The sequence below is a fragment of the Chryseobacterium ginsengisoli genome, assembly GCF_039542325.1.
Taxonomy (GTDB): domain Bacteria; phylum Bacteroidota; class Bacteroidia; order Flavobacteriales; family Weeksellaceae; genus Chryseobacterium; species Chryseobacterium ginsengisoli.
Genome location: NZ_BAABHX010000002.1, coordinates 597,001 through 621,093 on the forward strand (window position 1 = coordinate 597,001; position 24,093 = coordinate 621,093).

Annotated in this window: 26 protein-coding genes; 2 read left to right on the forward strand and 24 right to left on the reverse strand. The window is 33.0% G+C overall.

Annotation, left to right across the window (positions count from 1 at the left end; all coding sequences use genetic code 11):
• Positions 1-35: 35 nt before the first annotated feature.
• The 6 genes from ABD940_RS07735 to ABD940_RS07760 all read right to left on the reverse strand — a co-directional run bounded on the left by ABD940_RS07735 (position 36) and on the right by ABD940_RS07760 (position 5,076).
• On the reverse strand, positions 36-266 hold the full coding sequence (locus ABD940_RS07735) for a hypothetical protein (protein WP_345201902.1): 231 nt from the start codon (positions 264-266) through the stop codon (positions 36-38).
• A 2-nt stretch (positions 267-268) separates the two neighbouring features.
• A complete protein-coding gene (locus ABD940_RS07740; RefSeq protein WP_345201906.1) occupies positions 269-637 on the reverse strand; it encodes a cupin domain-containing protein in 369 nt (122 codons plus the stop codon).
• Between the two features lies 1 nt (position 638).
• Positions 639-1,163 carry a GNAT family N-acetyltransferase gene (locus ABD940_RS07745; protein WP_345201910.1) on the reverse strand — a complete coding sequence of 175 codons (525 nt, stop codon included), beginning with the start codon at positions 1,161-1,163 and terminating at the stop codon, positions 639-641.
• Positions 1,164-1,166: 3 nt separating this feature from the next.
• Entirely contained in the window at positions 1,167-1,772 is a 606-nt protein-coding gene (locus tag ABD940_RS07750; protein WP_345201915.1) for a DUF2911 domain-containing protein, read from the reverse strand.
• A gap of 233 nt (positions 1,773-2,005) precedes the next feature.
• Positions 2,006-3,904 carry a hypothetical protein gene (locus ABD940_RS07755; RefSeq protein WP_345201919.1) on the reverse strand — a complete coding sequence of 633 codons (1,899 nt, stop codon included), beginning with the start codon at positions 3,902-3,904 and terminating at the stop codon, positions 2,006-2,008.
• Positions 3,905-3,924: 20 nt separating this feature from the next.
• Entirely contained in the window at positions 3,925-5,076 is a 1,152-nt protein-coding gene (locus ABD940_RS07760; protein WP_345201922.1) for an ABC transporter ATP-binding protein, read from the reverse strand.
• A 118-nt stretch (positions 5,077-5,194) separates the two neighbouring features.
• On the opposite strand from ABD940_RS07760, the gene ABD940_RS07765 reads away from it, so the two are divergent.
• Positions 5,195-6,040 (forward strand): hypothetical protein, encoded by an 846-nt coding sequence (locus ABD940_RS07765; RefSeq protein WP_345201925.1) that lies wholly within the window; start codon positions 5,195-5,197, stop codon positions 6,038-6,040.
• On the opposite strand, the gene ABD940_RS07770 is transcribed toward ABD940_RS07765, so the two are convergent.
• From ABD940_RS07770 to egtD, 18 genes are all read right to left on the reverse strand, one after another.
• The gene (locus tag ABD940_RS07770; protein WP_345201928.1) at positions 6,041-6,583 is read right to left on the reverse strand and encodes a hypothetical protein; all 543 of its coding nucleotides are present in this window, start codon (positions 6,581-6,583) and stop codon (positions 6,041-6,043) included.
• A 14-nt stretch (positions 6,584-6,597) separates the two neighbouring features.
• Positions 6,598-7,026 carry an SRPBCC family protein gene (locus ABD940_RS07775; RefSeq protein ID WP_345201930.1) on the reverse strand — a complete coding sequence of 143 codons (429 nt, stop codon included), beginning with the start codon at positions 7,024-7,026 and terminating at the stop codon, positions 6,598-6,600.
• A 13-nt stretch (positions 7,027-7,039) separates the two neighbouring features.
• Entirely contained in the window at positions 7,040-7,588 is a 549-nt protein-coding gene (locus ABD940_RS07780) for a hypothetical protein (protein ID WP_345201932.1), read from the reverse strand.
• A gap of 36 nt (positions 7,589-7,624) precedes the next feature.
• The gene (locus ABD940_RS07785; protein ID WP_345201934.1) at positions 7,625-8,434 is read right to left on the reverse strand and encodes a tetratricopeptide repeat protein; all 810 of its coding nucleotides are present in this window, start codon (positions 8,432-8,434) and stop codon (positions 7,625-7,627) included.
• A gap of 113 nt (positions 8,435-8,547) precedes the next feature.
• Positions 8,548-9,033 (reverse strand): hypothetical protein, encoded by a 486-nt coding sequence (locus ABD940_RS07790; RefSeq protein WP_345201935.1) that lies wholly within the window; start codon positions 9,031-9,033, stop codon positions 8,548-8,550.
• 127 nt (positions 9,034-9,160) lie between these two features.
• Complete coding sequence (gene carB, locus ABD940_RS07795) at positions 9,161-12,340, reverse strand: carbamoyl-phosphate synthase large subunit (protein WP_345201936.1); 3,180 nt, start codon at positions 12,338-12,340, stop codon at positions 9,161-9,163.
• A gap of 178 nt (positions 12,341-12,518) precedes the next feature.
• On the reverse strand, positions 12,519-12,965 hold the full coding sequence (gene tnpA, locus ABD940_RS07800) for an IS200/IS605 family transposase (protein WP_345201937.1): 447 nt from the start codon (positions 12,963-12,965) through the stop codon (positions 12,519-12,521).
• Between the two features lie 14 nt (positions 12,966-12,979).
• Positions 12,980-14,065, reverse strand: a complete 1,086-nt coding sequence (locus ABD940_RS07805) for a carbamoyl phosphate synthase small subunit (protein ID WP_345201939.1) — start codon at positions 14,063-14,065, stop codon at positions 12,980-12,982.
• A 91-nt stretch (positions 14,066-14,156) separates the two neighbouring features.
• Positions 14,157-15,047 carry an aspartate carbamoyltransferase catalytic subunit gene (locus tag ABD940_RS07810; RefSeq protein WP_345201941.1) on the reverse strand — a complete coding sequence of 297 codons (891 nt, stop codon included), beginning with the start codon at positions 15,045-15,047 and terminating at the stop codon, positions 14,157-14,159.
• 183 nt (positions 15,048-15,230) lie between these two features.
• Positions 15,231-15,608 (reverse strand): DNA-3-methyladenine glycosylase family protein, encoded by a 378-nt coding sequence (locus tag ABD940_RS07815; RefSeq protein WP_345201943.1) that lies wholly within the window; start codon positions 15,606-15,608, stop codon positions 15,231-15,233.
• A gap of 43 nt (positions 15,609-15,651) precedes the next feature.
• A complete protein-coding gene (locus ABD940_RS07820; protein WP_345201947.1) occupies positions 15,652-15,897 on the reverse strand; it encodes a DNA glycosylase family protein in 246 nt (81 codons plus the stop codon).
• 17 nt (positions 15,898-15,914) lie between these two features.
• Positions 15,915-16,427 (reverse strand): methylated-DNA--[protein]-cysteine S-methyltransferase, encoded by a 513-nt coding sequence (locus ABD940_RS07825; protein ID WP_345201950.1) that lies wholly within the window; start codon positions 16,425-16,427, stop codon positions 15,915-15,917.
• On the reverse strand, positions 16,399-17,832 hold the full coding sequence (locus ABD940_RS07830) for an MFS transporter (RefSeq protein ID WP_345201955.1): 1,434 nt from the start codon (positions 17,830-17,832) through the stop codon (positions 16,399-16,401). The genes ABD940_RS07825 and ABD940_RS07830 overlap by 29 nt, the downstream gene beginning before the upstream one ends.
• Before the next feature lies 1 nt (position 17,833).
• Entirely contained in the window at positions 17,834-18,397 is a 564-nt protein-coding gene (locus ABD940_RS07835) for a TetR/AcrR family transcriptional regulator (protein WP_345201959.1), read from the reverse strand.
• Between the two features lie 202 nt (positions 18,398-18,599).
• On the reverse strand, positions 18,600-20,162 hold the full coding sequence (locus tag ABD940_RS07840; RefSeq protein ID WP_345201964.1) for an ABC transporter permease/substrate-binding protein: 1,563 nt from the start codon (positions 20,160-20,162) through the stop codon (positions 18,600-18,602).
• Positions 20,162-21,061, reverse strand: coding sequence for an ABC transporter ATP-binding protein (locus ABD940_RS07845; protein ID WP_345201968.1), 900 nt, complete (start codon positions 21,059-21,061; stop codon positions 20,162-20,164). The genes ABD940_RS07840 and ABD940_RS07845 overlap by 1 nt, the downstream gene beginning before the upstream one ends.
• A gap of 5 nt (positions 21,062-21,066) precedes the next feature.
• Positions 21,067-22,248, reverse strand: coding sequence for an ergothioneine biosynthesis protein EgtB (gene egtB / locus ABD940_RS07850; RefSeq protein ID WP_345201973.1), 1,182 nt, complete (start codon positions 22,246-22,248; stop codon positions 21,067-21,069).
• A 15-nt stretch (positions 22,249-22,263) separates the two neighbouring features.
• Positions 22,264-23,247: an L-histidine N(alpha)-methyltransferase gene (gene egtD / locus ABD940_RS07855; RefSeq protein WP_345201976.1), complete on the reverse strand. Its 984-nt coding sequence runs from the start codon at positions 23,245-23,247 to the stop codon at positions 22,264-22,266.
• A gap of 344 nt (positions 23,248-23,591) precedes the next feature.
• Between egtD and ABD940_RS07860 the strand changes: the two genes are divergently transcribed.
• Positions 23,592-24,053, forward strand: a complete 462-nt coding sequence (locus ABD940_RS07860) for an Lrp/AsnC family transcriptional regulator (protein ID WP_345201980.1) — start codon at positions 23,592-23,594, stop codon at positions 24,051-24,053.
• Positions 24,054-24,093: the final 40 nt, after the last annotated feature.

Sequence of the window (24,093 nt, forward strand, 5' to 3'; positions counted from 1 at the left end):
ATAAAAACAACCTCAATCATTGAGGTTGTTTTTATTTATAAATCACTGATTGTACTACAATTAGAACACCACCAGTATTCTGTTTCTTTATCTTTCAACTTCGTTTTTGTTTTTTTCTCACAATTTTCACAGATACATTCATCACTCTCATTTTCCTTAGCTTCATAGTCGCAATTAAAACAACTCCAATTCGTTAAATGAGACTTTCCGCCGATAAACCAAGTAAAAGAATTTTCTTTACACTTTGGACAAATTTGTAACGCCATATTTAATTTATTTCTTCCTCTCTATTCACCAAATCCATCGAAAAAGCGGGAAGACAGATCGCAACATATTCACAAGGTTCCGAAAACGGATTGCTATAACGAACTCTTGCACCTTTTTCAATTAAAATACTTTGTCCTTTTTCTAAAGTCACAGTTTCTCCGTCGATCTCAAATTGTTTTTTGCCTGAAATTATTAATGTAAATTCATCAAATTCAGGAGTTTGATGCGGTTCGCTCCAATCTGGCGGCGCAACCATGTGAGCAATTGAAATATTCGAGTTTTGCGTTGAGTTTCCCCAATGCTCTTCAATTAATTTTCCGTCTGTTGTTGGAACTACAAAAGGCGATGTCTGGATTTTATATTTTTTCATATTAATGATTTTCTTTTTTGATTTCGTATACAAAATTAGTTCTTGTCGGCTCTCCGAAATAGGCAACTTCTTCTTCCGCTATTTTTTTTCCGCCAAGCCTTTCTAAAGCAATTTGGGAACGGTAATTTTCTTTTCCGATGTGAAAATGAACTGTATCTACAAATTGAAAAATATAATCAAGCATAATTTTTTTGATTTGAGGATTAATTCCTTTTCCCCAGGATTTTGTCCCGTAAAAAGTATATCCGATGAAAATACTGTTTTTATCTTCATCAAAATCATAAAAACGTGTACTTCCCAAAATATCACCGGTTGCTTTTTCTACAATTTTGAAAGCACCTTTACTTTCGATTGCCCCTTTAAAAAAGTTTTCGAAAACTTCTCTTTGATAACGGTCTTTGTTCGGATGCTGTTCCCAAACTTTCGGATCGGAAGCCACTTCATATAAAGACTCAAAATCCCCTTGTTGTAAGGGGATTAATTGATATTCGTTGTTTTCTAAAACAGTTTGAATAGAAAAGTTCATTTCTTAGCCTTTTGTTTTTGCTGCGTCGGATTCGATTTTCTTGATTTCCTTTAATTTATCTGCAATTTTAGTTACAGCATCCGGGCTTGAAGGTTTTAAAGCCACTTCAGCCTGAGCCATATCCCACTTAATTACCAAATTCCCTGTATTTTCGCCTGTCGGATTTAAAGTAATTTCAAACCATTCTTGCTTGTCTGCCAATTTATTAACGGGAACTGTAACGTCTACAACATCCTGTTTTGCATCGTAAGTATAAGCTCCCCATTGCTGGAAATCTTTGTTTAAGATTACTTTCCATTCTGTTTCAGTCGGAACGATGAACAGTCCGTAAGTTCCTGCAGGAACTACTTTTCCTCCGAAGTTTACAGATTGTCCGAATGTAATTTTCGTAGATGAGTTTGCTCCCGCTCTCCAAACCTGTCCGTAAGGAACTAATTCTCCGAAGATTTTACGTCCTTTTACTCCTGGTCTTCCGTAGTCAACAGAGATTTTAGACATAGAAAACTGTTGCTCTACTTTCTGACGCGGACTCGCTGCCGGTACCGAATAATCCTGAGCAAAACTGAAAACTGAAGCCGATATGCAAACTGCAAATAGTAACTTTTTCACGTGTAAATTTTTATTCAAAATTACAAAATCAAAAGAGAATAGCATTCTCCGATCACAATAATTTTTGTTTTCTCTGGATTCTACCCGCATAAATGATTAGTTCTCAGCTTTAGCATACTTATAGAAATTTCTATTAAAATAACTTCTTTTAAAACTCAACAATAATTAATTGAATTCAAATAAAAACCTCATAAGTTTGATTCTTATAGGTTTTAATGTTCTTTAATAAAAAATTACTGCGGCATCGATTTCCACTTTTGAAGAACAGAAGTGTATAAATACATAAATACAAATCCACAGATCAAAATAATATAACTTAAATTAAATTCTAATATTTCGATGATTGTCTTACAATTATTTGCCATAATATTGGCTTTATTACAAGCCCTGTCCTGATGTATACTAATTATAAAGAATATCAGTAAGATAAAAAGTACAAAACCATTCATTGAAAGGTTAATCAATATTGAGGAAATAAGCTTTTTAACTTTTTTCATCATTAACAACGGAATTAGTAAAATTATCAATCCAATGAAAAACACTAAATAAGAAATAAAGAATTCTATACCGTTTCTTCCATCTGCAATAGAATATAAAACCGTAATCAGAATAATTGCTAAAAACAGAACTCCTGCACTTATCACACTGAATAAAAGTGATTTTAATCCTGTAATTCTAAAGCTGAAAATAATTGTAGCTAGAAAAAAGGCAATCCAAAGATAAATATGAATATTTTCAGAAAAGAAATCAGTTGATTTTACCAAGTCTACATTTCGCAAAAGATCATTAAGATCATCTGTATAATAGTAATAATCCGTAAGATTATTTTTAAAATATTTTTCAGGAGAAAGCTGTTTCTTGATATCTGGATTAAAATCTTTAATCTGCACAGAATTATTATCAATAACACCATCAACAACCGCAGCCGCAGAGTCTACAGTTGCCACAGTAGAATCAATAGCTGTAGTTTCCGTATAGGCATAACTACCATTTTCATCAAGAGGTCTTGCATTCGGGTCATATTCTTCACTAGCCGGATTTTTATATTTTTTAATAAAATAACGGACATTAAAATCATCCGGAGCATATACCATTTTCACCCAGCTTTTGGCATCAAGATTATTTCTAATTCCGAAATCCTTTGAGATATTAAGAAAATTTTTCATTAATTTCTCAATTTCAGCGGGATTTTTTCTGTTTAATAATTCCGTTGTAATTCTGTTGATTTCAAATCTTTGTTTTTTTTGAGAATCTTTTGCAAATTCATCGTATCCTATATCATTATCTTCGGAAGAATAGCTTCTTAGATATCCTTTCTTTTTAAGATCATTCCTGTAAAATATTCCTGAAAAGTTATAATATGTTAAGCCTGTTGTTTTAATATAAGGCGACATATCTACAACATCTTTTTTGAAATAATAAGTAACAGAATTCTCCTTATTTTCTGTATAAGCTACATTATTTCTGTTTTCGCCCGCAGGAAAAAAATATTCACCGTATTTATCTTTTTTATATACCGTTTTAGAATATAGACTGTAATACTGATAAACCCTGTCGTAATAAACAAAATACTTCTGATTGCGGTTTATTTTTTCGATATCTGTTTCACAATATAAGTTATAAAACTGAGGAAAAGTCTTGTTATCTAATGTATAATTTTCCAAATCCTGAGAAATGAAAGCAGAAGCTTTATTGATAAGTTCTACATTTTCAGACATTTGTTTGTCGGGATATTTATTTTTAATAAACATCTGAAAACCTGTCATATAAGAGAAATAGAACGTTGTACAGACGAAAATGATAATAAAATACTGCAAAAACTGTAAAAACAATTTCTTTTTGGAAGAAGGATAAAAGTTTTTAAAAGCATTATTTTTAAACATCATAATGAGCCATCCTACAATCATCAGAACAGAGATAATCAGATGAATAAAGATCATCCCGTCTCTGAAATAATCGTCTCTCACATCATACTTCTGCAACGAAACAGGATCTGCATGAGAAACATAGCCGATGATAAAAAATAAAATATGAATAATGATACTCGCCAAAAGCATCCATACAATTTTGGTATTCCAGACTGTAGGATATTTTTCCAGTAAATATTGATTGAATTTATATATTTTTTGCATTTTTCTTGAATTAAGATGGTTTAGCTTACAAAGAATCTTCTCGTAGAAGATGAAATATTACGGATATAAATAATGTCTGTTTTCGCATTTCCAAGAGCAGACAAAACTTCATAAAACTCTGTATCTGCCGAAAAATATGCAACATACACACCTCCGTTGAAGTTTAGTTTTTCAAGAGTAAAGCTTTCGAAAACTTTCAGTAGCTCATCTCTCGAACTCGAACTGTCTATTTCTATAATTAAATGATTATTTTCATCATTCTTAAGCTCAGAATTATCTTTGTATTGACCATTTTTCAGGAAAATCACTTTATCGGAAACTTTTTCAACCTCATATAATTGTTGTGAACTCAGGATCAATGCAATCGGATTATTCACAGAGTTTGCAATTGATTTCAGATCTTCCAGAATAACCTGTTGAGCCAAAACATCGAGGTTTGCCAAAGGCTCATCCAACAGTAAAATTTCGGGTTTTCTTAAAAGTGTTCTAGCCAATTCAAAACGCATTTTGTAACCGGAAGAAAGTTCGCTCCATTTCAGATGCTTATAATTCCAAAGTCCGAGACGGGCAATCATCATTAATGTTCTCGTTTCGTTCTCTTCAGGTTTTACGCCATAATTTGAAAGGACAAATTTTAAATTATCCTTCAGACTTCCGTACCATTTTGACGTTCTTTGCGGAATGTAAACCAACTTTGTACGAAGATCATAATCATTTTTCGGCTCTTCATTAAAGGAATAATTCAACTCACCTTCATTGTAAGAGATCTCCTTTGCCAAGATCCTCAACAATGTAGTTTTTCCGTTTCCGTTCTCTCCTACCAAGCCATAAACCTGACCTTTATTAATTTCCATGGAAACCGGACCCAGCGAAAAGCGATTGCTTCCATAAGATTTTAGAATATTTCTGGCACGAAGCACCGATTTTTCTAGCGGATGTTCTTTTACGGGAATTTTTTCAATTTTCTGAAGAAGATTTTTTGACTTTTCGATGAGTTCTTCCGTGTATGTAGGAAATTGCTCTTTCCAGTCGGTTAACTCAATCGCTTCTTTATAGATCTCCATATTCTGAGTATCCATCGCACAGTCCAGTAATTTTCTAAATCCTAAAACAGTGTCTTTATTGTCAAAAAAATGATAGACTTCGGCTACTCTTTGCTGATGTTTCGTCATTTGGTTTTATAGTTATTAATTTCGATTTTTAAAGATATAAAATTTACGTTTTGAATTAAATTCTTTTAGTTAAAATAAAAACTAATTTTTAATTTTATATCAAATTAATAATCACTTCATGTCCAAAATATGTTTTTTATCGTTTTTATTGCTTTCAATTTTCTTTGTAAAAGCTCAGGAAACCATTCCATTTCGAATTACGAAACATAACAACATCATTGTCAAAACTTTAGTCAACAATAAAGATTCTTTAAATCTGATGTTTCAAATTGCGATGGAAGACGCTTCAATTTCTCCTGAACGAAAAAGAAATGCTGATCACATCATTTTTAAAGATGAAGTAAGTGATGGCAACTCTATTAAAATTGGGGAAAACAGCTATAAAAATATTCGCTTTTTTGATAATGAATTAACAGGTCATGAAGCCGACGGGAAAATAGGAACCGGAATTTTCAAAGGAAAAACTTTTAAAATCGATTACGACAACAATCAATTTGTGATTTATGATAAAACTCCTGATCTGAAAGGCTATCAGTCAATTCCATTATTTTCAGAAAACGGACAGTTTTTCATCATTGCTGATAATGTGATTGAGGATCAACAGCAGGAAGTTTATTTTCTTCTGCAGTCGGGCTATTCCGGTGGACTGATTTACAGCAATGAATTTGCAGACGGAAAAAATTTAGATCAAAAACTTAAAATAACAGGCGAAAAAACCATGAAAAATTCTGCAGGACAAAGCGTTACTACAAAACAAGGAATTTTACCTTTTATGAAAGTCGGAGATTTTATTCTTAAAGACGTTTCAGCCGGATTTTTTGTTGGCGATCTTAAAGTTCAAAAAGTAAATTATTTTGGAGCAGATTTACTACGAAGATTCAACTGGATTTTCGATGCAGATAGAAATAAAGTTTATATTAAGCCGAGTAAATACTTTAATGAATCTTATTATAAGATGAAATAATTATTCAGACAATTTCGAATCAATCACCATATAATTTTTAAATTGAAAACTTACATCTTGCTTAATCAGGCGAGGTAAATGTACTTTTTTATAAACATAATCACTTTCCTCAGGAGTTCCTACAAATTTTCCGGATTCATAAGCCAAAACAATAAATGTTTTTCCGACATAATCTTTTTCCATTTTCTTTATTTCATCTGAAGATAAGTCATTTTCAGCCTCTCTTCTGTAAACTTTTTTATAAAGTGCGAAATTTTCTATGGGAAATTCACCAGTTTCATCAATAAACTCCAGTGTAAATGGCTCTTTAAGAGAATTTCCATTAATTTCTTTAATTTTCATCAGATAAATGCCATTTAAAGACTTTTGTTTTAAACTTGCTCCATCAATAATTTCAAACTTTAATTTTACAAGAGTTCCAAATGGAAAAGCCAATTTTTCTTTTATTACAGAAGCCGGTTTTCCAGTTTTAATTTGTCCGAAAAACATTGATGAAATACACACAAAAAGAAAAAATGATATTGTTTTAATTGATTTCTGCATACATCTTTTATTTTTTAATTCAACTTCTTTTTAAGCTTTTCCAAATACTGCGACCACGCGCTGGAACAACCGTCAAAGCACTCAAATTGTGGAGTTAAACCCTTGTGAGTGAAAACAACTTTTGTTTGATTATCTTCTTTGGAAATATCAAAATTGATCCTTGTTCCCGTCCATTCATCTCTTTTTTTAAGAAATGTCAAATTACTGTCAATAACTTCCCAAACTATCTTTTCATTTGGAATAATTTCTATTAATTTTTGAACAGAATTGTGAGCTTTGTTTCCTGCACTGAAAGTGAATTCGTCATCTATTTTTTCAGAATTTCCAGTGATGATTTCATTGTGCAAACCGATCCACCAATTTTTAGGATCAATTAAAATATTGAAAACTTCTTTCACAGATTTTGAAGTTGTAAGGGTGTAGGAAAAATTTTGAGTTGACATATTTATTTGTTATTTAAGATTTTTCAAATTCAAATATCTTTCTGAGAATTTTCCGATCAGCGATTATATTAAAAGTTATCTTATCCTGATAATCACTATATCCGAAAATACATTTATCTTCCTTATCTATAATTTTTATTCCATTAAATCCCTCAATCTTTTCAGGATTTTTTAATTCATCAAAACCAAATGTATCAATAAAATAACTTACTTTCTCTTTATTAAGCGTAACGGATTTTGCAAAAGGATTTGATTGATAAGTTTTACTAAAATTAACATCAATAGATAAAGTTGTCGGAAAATGACCGACTGATTCGGTGTAGAAAAATTGGAGTTTACCGCAATTTTTACATTTCCATAACTCGGCACCATTCAATGGATAAGATCCTAAAAATATTTCAGAATCGTCATTTGATTTGAATTCAAGATAACTCAGATAGCCAAAACTATTATCGAAAACATCAAAAATCTTTTCATAATCTCTTAAAATAACATGACTGCAGTTAATATCTTTTATTGGATATTCATTGAAGAAATCATTAATATTTTCTAAGGTTACCATAAGCACAATTTGATATTGATATTCAAAAACTTAAAACTAATTACAATAAGTCTCCATATATGTATTCGATTCTCCTAACTTTTTCATTCTCAAATAATCTTTGCAGGCGCTCTCGCTGTCATGTAATTCTAGCTCGAGAGACATTCTGTTGGAAATTGCCTGAATATGATTTGGATCTTTATTAATTACAATTGTAAAATCTTCAATAGCTTCTTTATAATTTTTAAATACAGCTTTTACCTGTCCTCTTATATTATAGCCTCTGATATCCTTTGGATTTAATGATAGTGATTTTTCAGCATCTTCTCTTGCTTCTATATTATTTCCAACATTTATATTCATTATCGCTCTGTTAATATATCCATCTGCATTATTGGGATCGAGTTCAAGAGCCTTATCAAAATCACTTATTGCCTCTGAATATTTTTTAAATTCACCCTTACAATATCCTCTGAACAAATATGATTCAGCAAAACCCGGATTTAAACTTATACTTTTATCCAGATCATTCAAAGCATTCTGGAAATCTTTTAAATAATAAAAAGATACACCACGAGCATAAAACACTAAAAATTCATTTGGATTGATCGCTATTGACTTTGTATAATCTATAACGGCACCTTTGTCATCTTTAAGCAATGCTTTTGCAGCACCCCGATGATGATAAGCCAAATCACTATTCGGATTTATACTTATGGCTTTATCATAGTTTTTTATGGCTTCTTTGTATTGTTTCAATTTCATATTTTCCAATCCTTTTTCAGCATAATATGTTGCTGTTTTATTTTGAGAAAATATAAATTGATAGAATAATGCAAATAGTATTATAATGCTTTTTTTTATCACTGTTTTAGTTTAAAGTCAATATATATTTAATGTTTCTAAATTATACAATTTCTGTAAATAAGAAAATTTAAGTAATTAAGAGGAAATTATTTTAATTTTTAAGAAATCTAAATCTATCTTCCTGTTCCATCATCGAAGTACTCTAAACTCCATTTTTCTTGACACTCGCTACATTCATAAATATCACTGTAATAATAACCATCATATTCTTTTGTAATGAAACTTAATTTGTCGTGATTTGGCTTTTGTTTAAGCTCTTTTCTTATTAAACAATTGCAAGAATCTGCTTTAGCAATAATCTTAAATTTAAAATCATTAGTTTTTTGTATCAAATTTTTCTTAATAAAAAAAGAATTAACCACTCCATATATTTTACTTTTTATAGTAAGTAATGAGAATTTAGATTGATATGAAATTATTTCTTTTTGTATTTCATCAAAATTTGCCAACATAAAATCTTTATTTTCAAGAAGAATTTCATCAAATTCATCAAAAAGTTCATTCCATTTATCTAATTGTTTAAGCATATCGTTTATCCGATTGAAATCATTCCAATCATACGCTATAATTTTATTTAAATAATTTGCGACTGCTTCCAAGTGCGTAAAATATAAAACTAAATTACAAAATACGAATTGAATATTTTAATCATTAAAAAATTCAGTTAATATTAAATAAAAAACCTCGTAAGAAAACTTACGAGGTTCAAATATTTTAATCCGAAAATTACATCGTTTCCATTTTGAAACTCATGCTTTCGATTACTTTCAGGATTGCTTCAACCGTATCCATTGATGTCAAACAAGGGACTCCGTTTTCCACACTCATTCTTCTGATTTGGAAACCATCTCTTTCAGCTTGTTTTCCTTTTGTAGTAGTATTCACAACATACTGAACTTTTCCTTTCTGAATCAAATCGATCAGGTTTACACTTTCTTCTCCAATTTTGTATCCTATTTTACAAGGAATTCCTTTTTCTTCGAAGAATTTTGCTGTTCCTTCTGTTGCCCAGATTCTGAAACCAACTTCATGAAATCTCGCTGCCAAATCAGCCGCTTCCTGCTTGTGTTTATCAGCTACTGTGAACAAAATTGATCCGTGCATCGGAACTTTTCTTCCTGCTGCAACCAATCCTTTGTAAAGCGCTTTTTCAAGGGTTGTATCTTTACCCATAACCTCTCCTGTAGACTTCATTTCTGGTCCTAGAGAGATATCAACTTTCGTTAGTTTTGAGAAAGAGAACACTGGAACTTTTACAAAAACACCTTCTTTATTTGGAACCAATCCGTTTTTGTAGCCTAAATCTGTCAGTTTTTGACCTAAAATTGCTTTTGTAGCCAAGTTTGCCATCGGAACTTCTGTGATTTTAGATAAGAAAGGAACTGTTCTTGATGAACGTGGATTCACTTCGATTACATATACATTTCCTTCGAAAAGAACGTATTGAATATTCATTAATCCAATCACTTTCAAACCTTTAGCTAATCTTTGTGTGTAATCTACTAAAGTATCAACTTCGCTTTGTGAAATATTCTGTGGAGGATACACCGCAATCGAGTCTCCAGAGTGAACTCCTGCTCTTTCGATGTGCTCCATAATTCCTGGAATAATCACAGTTTCACCGTCGCAAATCGCATCAATTTCGATTTCTTTGCCGACCATATATTTATCGACCAAGATTGGCTGATCTGGACTTGCTTCTACCGCAAACTCCATATAATGAGCCAATTCTGCTTCTGTGTAAACAATTTCCATTGCTCTACCGCCCAAAACATAACTTGGACGAACCAAAACCGGATAGCCAATTTCGTTAGCAATCACAATCGCTTCTTCTTTTGAAGTCGAAGTTTTTCCTAAAGGCTGAGGAATTCCCATTTCCTGAAGAGCTTTTTCGAACTTATCTCTGTTTTCAGCTCTGTCTAAATCTTCTAAAGAAGTTCCTAAAATCTGAACTCCGTGCGCAGCTAATTTGTCAGCCAAATTGATCGCTGTCTGTCCACCGAACTGTACCACAACACCTTTTGGTTTTTCCAATTCGATGATGTTCATTACATCTTCTTCCGTCAACGGTTCGAAGTATAATTTATCTGAAATTGAGAAGTCCGTAGAAACCGTTTCAGGGTTGTTATTGATGATAATGGCTTCGTAACCCATCTCTTTGATTGCCCAAACCGAGTGAACCGTCGCGTAATCAAATTCAACTCCCTGTCCGATTCTGATTGGACCTGAACCTAAAACGATAATTTTATCCTTATCTGAAGCTACACTTTCATTTTCTTCTTCATAAGTTCCGTAGAAATAAGGTGTTTCAGATTCGAATTCTGCGGCGCAAGTGTCTACCATTTTGTAAACCGGCATTACTCGGTTTTCTTTTCTGAAATTAAAGATTTCACGCTCCGTTACATTCCAAAGAATTGCAATATTTATATCAGCAAAACCTAATTTTTTAGCTTCTAATAAAGTTTCTTTGTTGAATTTATTTTCAGCAATAACTTTTTCGAAATCAATTAATTTTTTGATTTTCCAGATGAAAAATTTATCGATTTTGCTCCATTCTACGATTTGTTCCCAGTCGTACCCTCTTCTTAAGGCATCACCAATGATGAATAATCTTTCGTCATCACAAACTCTGATTCTTCTTTCGATTTCTTCAGCCGTTAAAGCCGCTGCCTGCTTAGTTTTTAAACCAATATGTTTAATTCCAGTCTCCAAAGAACGGATTGCTTTTTGTAAAGACTCTTCGAAATTTCTTCCGATCGCCATTACCTCACCCGTTGCTTTCATCTGTGTTGATAATCTTCTGTCAGCCGTTTCAAATTTATCGAAAGGGAATCTTGGGAATTTAGTTACCACATAATCCAAAGCTGGTTCAAAACAAGCGTAAGTTTTTCCTGTAACAGGATTCATGATTTCATCCAACGTTAATCCTACCGCAATTTTAGCGGCAATTTTAGCAATCGGATATCCTGTTGCTTTTGATGCTAAAGCTGATGAACGGGAAACTCTCGGGTTAACCTCGATGATATAATAATCGAATGAATGTGGATCTAAAGCTAATTGTACGTTACAACCACCTTCAATTCCTAGTGCTCTGATGATTTTCAGTGAAGCATTTCTCAACAATTGATATTCTCTGTCAGAAAGCGTTTGAGAAGGCGCCACAACGATTGAATCTCCTGTGTGAACTCCCACCGGATCTATATTTTCCATGTTACAAACCACAATCGCGTTGTCGTTTGCATCACGCATTACTTCGTATTCAATTTCTTTGAAACCCGCAATTGATCTTTCGATAAGACATTGTGTAACAGGACTGTATTTTAGACCTAATTCAGCAATTTCTTTCAATTCAACCTCATTGGAAGCGATTCCACCTCCTGTTCCACCCATCGTGAAGGCAGGACGAACAATTACAGGATAACCGATCTCATCAGCAAATCTTAATGCTCCTTCAACCGTATTTACGATATCTGATTCAGGAACCGGTTCGTTCAATTCTCTCATCAATTCACGGAACAAATCTCTATCTTCCGCTCTGTTGATCGCTGAAAGTGTTGTTCCCAAAACCTCAACTTTACATTCTTCAAGAATTCCTGATTTTTCCAATTCTACCGCCATGTTAAGACCAGTTTGTCCTCCAAGAGTCGGTAAAAGTGCATCCGGACGTTCTTTTCTGATGATATGACTTACAAACTGAAGTGAAATCGGCTCGATGTATACTTTATCTGCGATTTCAACATCCGTCATAATCGTTGCAGGGTTTGAATTGATCAAAATTACTTTGTAGCCTTCTTCTCTCAAAGACAGACAAGCCTGCGTTCCTGCGTAATCAAATTCCGCCGCCTGACCAATGATAATAGGTCCTGAACCGATTACTAAAATTGTTTTTATGTCGTTTCTTTTCATTTTTTTTCTTTTTTATTGTTCCATGGATTTCATCCGTGGCTATTGTTGTTGAACCATTTCATGGTTCTTTGTCTTTTTGGACAGCCACGAAGTGGCTGAATCTTAATAGCCGTAGGTGAAACCTATGGATTGGATAATTAAATCATTCCGACAACCCATTAAATGGGTTGAATACTATTTACCACAGATATTTTTCTTCAAATTCAACTCCATGAGATTTTAGCAAATTTTTATATTCATCTTCAAAAGATTCATTTTTATGATGTTCTTTTTGATTTTTTATATAATTAATGATCACATCTTTCTCTCTTTCCGAATACGTGAATGCACCATAGCCACTCTGCCATTCTTCAAAATCAGGAAATAATCCGCTTTGCTTTATCCATAAGTTCGTTGAAACTTTGATATCTTTTACAAAACTGCTTAAAGAAACTGATGGATGCAGATCTGTAAATAAATGAATATGATCCGGCATTCCATTAATCCTATAAAGTTTACAGTTTTTATTTTTAACAATTCCCCAAATATATTTGTATAATTCATCTTCATGCTCAATATTCAACACAGATTTTCTGTGCTTTGTACTGAATACAATCTGATAATATATTTGGCGAAAAGTTGACATTTATATTTCTAAATTTATTGATTCTTCTTATTCTTAAAATCTTCCATCAAGTGAATGAAATCATCGAATAAATAATTCGCATCTTCAGGACCTGGACTTGCTTCCGGGTGATACTGAACTGAGAAACAAGGGTGAATTTTATGTTTCAGACCTTCGTTTGTTCTGTCGTTCAATGCGATGTGAGTTTCAATTAAATCTGTACCTTTCAAACTTTCCTGATCAACCGCATAACCGTGGTTTTGAGAAGTAATTGCTACTTTGTTTTTCTCTAAATCCAAAACCGGATGATTTCCACCTCTGTGTCCGAATTTTAATTTGAACGTTTTCGCGCCACAAGCCAAACCGATTAATTGATGCCCTAAACAGATTCCGAAGATTGGAACTTTTCCTAATAATCCGCGGATCATTTCCAAAGCCTGTTGGTTGTCTTCCGGATCTCCAGGACCATTTGATAACATAATTCCGTCCGGATTCATTAATAAGATTTCTTCTGCTGTTGTATCATGCGAAACAACGATGATATCGCAATTTCTCTGAGATAATTCTCTGATAATTCCTAATTTCGAACCGAAATCTACCAATACTACTTTAAAACCTCTTCCAGGATTGGCGTAAGGTGTTTTTGTAGAAACCTGCTCTACTTGGTTTGTAGGGAAATTTGTTGATTTTAATTCTGAAATGATTGCCTGATCATCCGTATCAGCGTTTACTATTTTTCCTTTCACTACTCCGGAGTTACGAAGAATTCTTGTCAGTCTTCTTGTATCGATTCCTGAAATTCCTGAAAGGTGTTTCTTTTTAAATAATTCATCTAAAGTAATCTGAGTACGGAAATTCGACGGCAAATCACAAAGTTCTTTTACGATAAGACCTTTGATAGCCGGCTCAATACTCTCATAATCATCTCTATTAATTCCATAGTTTCCGATAAGCGGATAGGTCATACAAACAATCTGACCGCAGTAAGACGGGTCAGAGATCAGTTCCTGATACCCTGTCATTCCGGTATTGAAAACCACTTCTCCTGCAGTTTCCAATTCTGCTCCGAAACCTTCTCCATGAAACACTTCACCGGACTCCAGTATTAACTTTTTCTTCATTTTTTAAATTAGATATTAGATTTTAGAAATTAGAAGTTAGACTTCTGCATTCTGTTATTTTATTTCTTATTTTTTCTTTAATTCTATTGGCTTATTTAAAAGTATATCCTTCTTTTTCCAAGGCTTCTTTTAAAATTGCCATTCTTGCGAAAACGCCGTTCTGCATTTGTTTGAAAACTCTTGAACGTTCGCATTCCACTAAGTCTGTATCAATTTCAACACCTCTGTTGATAGGAGCCGGATGCATGATGATGGCTTCTTTTTTCATTGCTTTTTCTCTTACTTTCGTCAAACCATATTTTCTATGGTAATCTGCCGCGGAGAAACTCATTTTTGCATCGTGTCTTTCATGTTGAATTCTTAATAACATTAAAACATCTACTTCTTTAATTAATTCATCAACATTTAAATAGGTTCCGTTGATTAAAGCACCTTCATCAAACCATTGTTCCGGACCTGAGAAGTAAACTTTAGCGCCTAATCTTCTTAATGCTTCTGCATTTGAATTGGCAACACGGCTGTGTTTTACATCACCTACGATTCCCACTTTTAAGCCTTCAAATTTTCCGAATTCCTGATAAATTGTCAACAAATCCAACATACATTGAGATGGATGGTTCCCCGTTCCGTCTCCTCCATTAATGACAGGAATTTTAATATCCTTTAATTCATCAAAATATCTGTCTTTCTTATCTCTGATTACTACAAGATTTACTCCTAAACTTTCGATCGTTTTTACAGTATCGTATAAACTTTCGCCTTTATTCACAGAACTGTTTGCTGCATCAAAAGGAACGACCTGTAATCCCAATTTTCTTTCGGCAACATCAAAACTTGTTTTTGTTCTTGTGCTGTCTTCAAAAAAAAGATTTGAGCAAAAAACTTCTCCTTCAATTTTGGCAGTTTTTCCGTTTGCAAAAGCCAGTGCTTCTGTTACTATACTGTTGATTCTCTCGGTGCTTAGTTCTGTAATCGTAAACATAATTTCTTAATTTTTGAACATAAAAAAAGCGAAGAAAATATCTTCGCTTAAAATAAATAAATATCGTAAAGGGCGTCTACGCCCGGTAATTCTAATGATATAAATACTGTGTTATTCATTGGGTGCAAAGATACAACATTTTTATAAATTGACAAAATCAAATTTGAAATCCTTTTTAAAAATCTATTGATTCTTTCTTGTAGAACTAGACAGGTAATAATGCCAAAGCATCATTGAAGCAACCGATCTAAAAGGTTTCCATTGTTCACTGATTTCAAGAATTTCTTCCTTAGAAGCTTTTGGCTGAAGCTGTTTCAAACGTTTTAAAGCATTTACTGCTGCTAAATCTCCGATCGGAAAAATATCTGTTCTCTGGAGGGTAAACATTAAATATACATCAACTGTCCAATTTCCAATACCTTTTAAGCTTACCAAGGTTTTTCGTGCTTCATCATTCGACATTTTTGAAAGCTGTTCAAGATCAATTTCATTGTTTACAATCGCGTTTGCCAAGCCTTTAATATAGACATTTTTCTGGCGGCTTACATAACATTCTCTCATTTCATCATCATTTAGCTTAAGAATATTTTCAGGAGTGATTTCCTTAATTTTTTCTTTTAATATTTAAAGTTGCTAAAGCCGAAGCCAAAGAAACCTGCTGTTCCAAAATAATATGAACCAATGTTTCAAAAGTATTTTTACGTGTCCACATCGGAGGATAACCGTGATTTTCTAAAATTAATTTTAAATCCTGATCCTGATTTGCCAAATGATCGCACAATTCATGGAAGTTTTCAAGGTTGAAAGTTTCAACTTCTTCCGGAACAATATTGTTTATACTTTTCTTCATTAATTTAAAATTTTAGTTTAAAATAAACTTGGCATTGTAAAACCCTGCTCCAAATCAAGCAAAATGGATTTATTTTTCAGTCCGCCTGCAAAGCCAACTAACTTTCCTGACGCTCCTACAACTCTGTGACAGGGCACAATAATGGAAATCGGATTTTTATTTAAAGCTCCTCCAACGGCGCGAACTGCTTTTATATCACCCAAAATTTTCGCTAATTCTCCATACGTTCTTGTGACGCCATAAGGGATTTTCAATAATGCTTCCCAAACTCTTAACTGAAATTCTGTTCCTTCGAAATCAAGAGGAATATCAAACGTTGTTCTTTTATTTTCAAAATATTCGTTTAATTGCTGTTTAGTCTGCAAAAGTATCGGATGATTATTTTCTTTTACAGGAACTGAAAGTTTTGTTCTTTTATAATCCTCACCTTCCCAAATAATTGCGACAAGTCCTTTGCCAGAAGCAATAATTCTTATTAATCCGACTGGTGACGGAATATCTTTATATATCAATAATTTCTGATCTTTCATTTTCTTCCGATAATTTTTTTGATGTTTCTGTTTTCATATTGGGAAGTAACTGAAGCATTAATCCAACCATCACAACACAAATTAATAAACAGATAATTCCAAAATGATAAGCTGTTTGCCAACCGTCTTTTGAAAAGTAGAAAAATACTCCTCCAATAATACTTACTCCCAATGCAGAAGCCGTTTGCTGGAAAGTTGAGTAGATTCCCGCTGCTGCACCCGCATATTGAGAAGGTACATTTTTTAATGCAATATTTAGTAATGAAGGAAGCACCAATCCGTTTCCGAATCCCCAAAGTCCCATTAATCCAATGATCAATGAAGTATTTATTCCCGGTTTCCAAAGCGTCATTTGTAAGTAAAATGCCATCAATAAAATGACAACCCCAACTTGTAATACTCTTTTTCCGAATTTTATGATTAATCGTGAAGCAATCACAGAAGATATAATGAATAAAATTCCCGGCAAGACAAAATATAATCCTGAATCTAATGCCGAAACTCCAAGTCCGTTTTGCAGGTAAACTGCACTTAGCAACAGATAAGCCGTGTGTAACATGAAGTGAAACAATACTGCAACTAAACCTATATTAAAGGATCTTATTTTAAATAATCGAACGTCAATTAGCGGATTTTCATTTTTAGAGAGCTTAATTTTTTGATTATAAATGAAAAATGCAAAAAGTAAAACCGATAAAATAAGCAAACCAAAGCTCCATAACGGCCAACCTGCTTCACGCCCTTGAATTAACGGATAAATAAGAGAAAACAAAGCGAAAGTTAAGATCAAAATTCCTGTGTAATCAAATTTTGTGCTTTGATGTTTTACGGTTTCTGTGACGTATTTATGTGTTGCCCAAAGCGTTATAATTCCTATTGGCAAATTAATAAAGAAAACCAATCTCCACCCTTCAATAAACCAATGTGTATCAGATAAATAACCCCCTAAAATCTGTCCAATGACAGCTGCAGTTCCCAATGTGATTCCGTATAATCCGAATGCTTTTGCACGTTCTTTTGTATCGGTAAATAAAACCTGAATAAATGCTATCGTCTGCGGAACCATAAATGAAGCACTTAAACCTTGGAAAAGTCTTGTGATATTGAGTTGAAAAGCTGTTTGTGACAATCCGCATAAACACGATGCAACGGTAAAAGCAAACATTCCCCAAAAGAAAACTTTTTTCCGTCCAAAATGATCTCCTGCTCTTCCTCCTGTGATTAAAAAAGCTGCATAACCAAGTAAATAACCTGCAATAACCAACTGCATCTCACCATCAGTCGCATGAATTCCTTTTTTAATGGTCGGAATGGCAACATTGATGATAAATACATCGATTACAGAAAGCAGCGGCGCTGATAAAACGATGATCAGCTCCAGCCATTTATTTTTTAATTCTTTCATTTTAGATCAGTTTTTTGATAATTTCTTTTGCAGATTGTATTTCATCGGCTCTTTTAAAAACGGAAGCGGTAACGATCGATCCTTCCAACATTACATAAATTGTTTCTGACAGTTCTTCATCCGACAATAATTTTTTATGATCTGAATTTTCAACCAGCATTTTTATAAATTCTTTGCTGTGAATCTTGGTTGCTTGTATTTCCGCCAAAAAACGTGGATCATCTGTTCCCGCTTCATCATTAGCTTTAATAAAAGGACAACCTCCAAACTGCCTGATTTCCTGTCGCTCTGTATGATGATCGAAAATTGCCAGTATTTTTTCTTTGGGATCTTCAACTTTATTCACCGCAGCTTCCAATCTGGAAAACCAAAGTTCATGGGTGCGCTGAACATACGCAACCAATAAATCGGTCTTTGTTTCGAAATGTTTATATAAAGATGCTTTTGCAATATCTGCTTCCTCAATAATCTGATTAATCCCAGTATTACTGTAGCCTTGTTTATAAAATAATTTATCTGCTGTATCCAGTATTTTGTCGATTACAACTTGCCCTCTCTGTTTCATGGGACAAAGCTACAAATTAAATAGACAATTTTGTCTATTTAATATTTATTTTGTTTATCACTTTTATAGCTTTCGTTTTTAAATGCTTTTCTTAAACATTAATGACACAAATATTTTCACAAATGAATAATCATCTGTGGAATCTGTGAAAGAAAATTTTAACCTAATATTTATTATTCAGTAGAAATGACAAAAAAGTAGATTACTTTTTATTCGTGTAAGTCTTCAAATCCGTTATTGATTGGATTTTAAGTTGATTAGCTTGCTTTCTTCGCATAACGAGAGCATAAGCATTATTGAATCCGATAGGTTTCAGCCAACGAATCTGGTATTTTTTTTCGAACTCAGTTTGTACAAATTGATAGGTAGAATCTGTACTTTTTGTAACTTTTTCAATGGTTGAATTATCCAGTTCCAGCAAAACTAATAAGCCGGTTCCTGTATATTCAGGGTAAAAATCGATAGCATCGTTCATTAAGGCATCAAAACAAATTTTTGTTCCGCCCAAACCTGTTTTTGTTTCAACTTTGTAATTCGTATTTCCTTCGATAAGCATTCTATACATTTCGGCAAGAATGTACTGTTCCCCAAATATTTTTGATCCGATTCGAATGGTTTCATTTCCCGCTTTATTGGGAGATTTGTATAAATTATTTTTAATCAAAAATTCTTTCGCCACCTTTTCAGGAACCTGATGAAGATAATCTGTTTTGTAGTTCATTTCAGTCATTACAAAATCATTAATTTTCCCCGCAAGAAGATTGATTGTTTTCTCAAGATCAGGATATTTTTGTAAAGTTTTTTCTTTAACAATCGGAGCTGCGAAATAAGGCGGAAATATTTTTTTATCATCATTAAGAACAACCAAATCATACGCTTTTATCCTTCCATCCGTAGAATAACCGCTGATAATGTCTAGTTTATTTTCATATAAAGCCTTGTACATCAAAGCATCATTTACGACCGAAGGATTTAAATTTAACTGATAAATCTTTTTTAAACCAATATCTCCATCTTTTCTTCCCATAAATTCGGGAGTAAATCCGGCTCGTAAATTTGTTGATGAATTTTTAGTCCAGAAATAAATTCCTCCTGCAATAATAAAAATAACCGGGAAAATCATCAATATTTTTCGGATTGTCTGATATTTTAAATTTCGAATGACAGCAATAATCTGATCAACAATAATTGCCAATAAAGCGGCAGGAATTGCTCCGGCAAGAATCATATTGGAATTATTAAGGGAAATTCCGCCAAAAATAAACTCTCCCAAACCTCCTGCTGCAACGAAAGAAGCCAATGTTGCCACTCCTACGTTAATAACAGCAGCAGTTCTGATTCCGGCAACAATAACAGGCATTGCTAATGGTAATTCGACCTTTAAAAGTAATTGACTTTTCGTCATTCCTAAAGATTTTGCGGCTTCGATTACATTACCGTTTACTCCTGAAATTCCCGTGTAAGTATTTCGGATAATAGGCAAAAGTGCATAAATTAACAATGCGACAATCGCAGGTTGCGGTCCGATTCCGAAAACGGGAATCATAAAACCGAGCAACGCAATACTTGGAATGGTCTGTAAAATTCCGGCGACAGTTAAAATCGGTGTGGCTAATTTCTTTTTTCTGCTGATTAAAATTCCCAAAGGTAAACCGATCGCAATTGCAAATAACAACGCAATAAAAGTCAATCCCAAATGCTGAATCACCTGAATAAATATCTTATGTTGCTGCTCAACAAGAAATTGCCATAAACTTTGCTGCATTAGGCTAACTGTTTTTGTCGGTATTCATTAAAAGAAGTCGTAATTTTATTGTAAAGTTCAACATCTTTCATATCTGTACTGAGATTTTGTAACACATCCCAAACATTTTGATCTTTATTAATTTCGTTGTCTGAAATATTTTGGAGATCTGAAATTTTAGTGATTTTATATTCTAAAGTCACTCGGTTATTGGCGAAGAAATTTTTAACAAATTCATTAATCGGGTGGTAAATCATTTCTTTCGGAGTTCCTATTTGAATGATTTTCCCTTTATCCATTAAGCAAATTCTATGTCCCAATTCAAAAGCTTCTGAAACATCGTGAGTTACCAAAATGATGGTTTTATTTTTAAGCTCATTCAGCGTTTTAAACTCAGCATGAATATCAGATTTTGTAATATTGTCTAACGCTCCGAAAGGTTCATCCATCAATAAAATTGGAGTATTTGCCATTAAAGCTCTTGCAATTCCGACACGTTGCTGTTGTCCACCGCTTAATTCGTGGGGGAATCTTTTTAAAATATCTTCGGATAAATGTAATTTTTGAATAAGTTCTTCAGTTCTGCTTTCGATTTGTTTTGAATTCCATTTTTGAAGTTTTGGAACGACAGCAATATTTTCGGCAACCGTATAATGAGGAAAAAGCCCTGAATTTTGCATCACATAGCCAATTCCCATTCTCAATTCCTCTACTTTTTGATCTCTACTATTTTTACCATCAATTAAAATTCTTCCCGAATCTGAATCGATAAGACGATTGATCATTTTTAGTGTAGTCGTTTTACCGCAACCGCTTGTTCCTAACAACACCAAAATTTCCTTCTCGTTGGCGACAAAGGAAATATCATCCACTGCGGGACGATTGTTAAAACTTTTAGAAACAGATTCTACAGCAATCATTCTAATTATTTAGCTAATCTCATTCCTGTAAACTGCCATTGAAGCTTTGTCTGAAAAAAATTTCTGTATGTTTTTCGGCTATGCCCAATTGGTGTCGCAACAGAAGAACCTCTTAAAACCATTTGGTTCACCATAAATTTTCCGTTGTATTCTCCTACTGCTCCGGCTTCTTTTGCAAATCCAGGATACGGAAGATAGGCACTTCCTGTCCATTCCCAACGTTTTCCCCAGTCAAATTTTTCTGAGGCAACTTCCCATTCTGCTTCGGTCGGCAAACGCAATCCTTTCCATGAAGCAAAAGCGGATGCTTCAAAAAAGTTAATGTGACAAACGGCATCATCAGGATTGATCTCTTTTAATCCGTTTAAAGTATAATACATCCATTTTCCATCAATAAAATGCCAATATAACGGAGATTTTGCATTATTTTCTTTTACCCAATCCCAACCTTCTGCATGCCAATGTCTGAAATCCTTGTAACCGTTGTCATTCATGAATTCGAGATATTCTGCGTTGGTTACCAATCGGTTTGAAATTTCAAAACTATTTAAATAAACCTTATGTCTGTTTAATTCATTATCGAAACAAAAACCGTCGCCTTCAAATCCTATTTCATAAATTCCTTCGGGAAAATTAATCATTTCTAAACTTTCCTGTTCCGGTTTTTCTGATGGAAAATTTTCGTCATAAGCCGGAAATAAAGGATTGTGTCCTAAAATATATTTAATATCTGTTAATAATAATTCCTGATGTTGCTGTTCGTGATTTAAACCTAATTCAAATAACTTTTTTAAGTCTTCACTTAAATTATAATTTGACAGAAAGTAGTCCATATTTTTATCGACATATTCAAGGTAACGGTAAATATCTGCAACAGAAGGACGACTCAGGTTTCCTCTGTCTGTACGGATTACACGAGATCCAATCGTTTCGTAATAGCTATTAAAAACAAAATTATATTGTGAATCAAAAACCTTGTAATCAGGAAAATTCGGAATCAAAATAAATGTTTCGAAAAACCATGTTGTGTGTCCCAAATGCCATTTTGGCGGACTTACATCTACGATTGGTTGTACTACATAATCTTCAATTTCAAGTGGTTGACAAATTTCTGCAGAACGATTTCTAATCGAATGATATTTTTCTTTGATTTGTTCCTGAGGTGATATTATTATCGGATTTTTCATAGTTTTAGATTTGAATTATACAACCTTCCAAATGGCGTCGATGAACCAATTTTTGGAATCTGAAATCTGTTGTAAAGGTGAAAAACCATTTTTAACAGCCATCGAATTCATGTCTTCCAAAGAATATTTTTGCGAAATCTCCATATAGATGGCTTCATTTTCTCTAAAGATAATCTGTTCATTTTCAATATTTACCCTCTGTTCTTTTAAACTAATCAGATAACTTCTGCAGGCTCCGGTTAACGGATCATAATTCTGATAATGCTGAAAATTATTTGTATTAAAGTCAGCATCCAATTCATTATTAATCCTATCTAAAAGATTGAGATTGAAAGCCGCTGTAATTCCTGTGGGATCATTGTATGCGTTTAAAATTGTATGAGGATTTTTCTTCAGATCAAAACCGATAAGAAGAATATCTCCGGGATTTAATTTTTGTCTTAATTCACTGCAAAAGTGGTGAGCTTCTTCAATTTCCATATTCCCGATATTGCTTCCGAGAAACAAAATTACTTTTCTTTTTGATGAAATTTCGTTGGCTTTGTCGAGCATTTCAAAATATTCGCCATTTAATCCAACAATATTCAAATCCGGAATTTTCACCGTTAAATTATCCTGCAATAAAGCAATAATATTTCCAGAAATATCAATCGGCATGTATGTAAAATCCGCATTTTGTTTCACGAGAAAATCCAATAAAAACGAAGATTTTGTAGCATCTCCCGCACCGAGTTCAATTAGATCAAACGGTTCTTCAAAAGCTCGAATTGCTTTCGCCAGTTTATCTGTTTTTTCAGTGAAAATTTCCAGTTCACAATTGGTAAGATAATATTCCGGCATATTCATGATCTGCTGAAAAAGATCGTCCCCTTTTTTATCGTAAAAATATTTGGAAAGTAAATGTTTGGGATTATCTTTTAACCCATTGATAATTTCATTTTGAAATCTATTCTGTGTTTCTGCGTAGGAAAAAGCCTCCATATCAATATTTCTCCTCATGTCTAGTTTGTTATTTGGTGAACAGATAACTACAATTATTTTGCCATTACCTGAATTGCTTTTATGAGAAAATTAGTTTTGTTACTTTCCCTAATTTAAGAGTTTTTTTGTATTAGATTAAATAACAGTAAGAAATTATTGTTGATGATTAAAATTTGTACAGAAAAATATTTTACTTAGATTTGAGAAATACTTTTGAAAATTTTCACTCATAATGAATATTTAATTATAATTTTCATTAAGAATTTACTTGAAAATAGTATTTAAAAATTGACACATTACCACAATTTAATAGATAATAAACAAATTACATTGTATATTTGTTAAAACCCAAACTAGGCTATATGGATTTAAAAGACAGGATGATTCTCAGTATTATTCAGGAAGATTCTACTTATTCGGTGAAAGAAATTTCAGAAAAAATAGGTCTTACCTTTACTCCGACGTATGAACGCATCAAACAGCTGGAGAAACAGGGAATTATTGAGAAATATGTAGGTCTTTTGAACCGCGAAAAATTGGGTTTAAACATTGTTGTTTATTGCAATGTCCGTCTCAAGGAACAATCTAAAAAAGTTTTGGAAACGTTCGAAAAAAACATCATGCAACATGATGAAGTTCAGGAAATCATCAGTCTTTCAGGAGAATATGACTACATGCTGAAAATTATAGCAAAAGATATTAATTCTTACAATGATTTTACGGTGAATGTAATTTCAAATATTCCTAATATCGGGCAATATCACAGCTCTATTGTGCTTCATGAGGTGAAAAAATCTACTAAGTTTAAGATTGATTTGGGATAAAATTTTAATTAAGACTAAATTTTTTCCTTTATAAATTAAA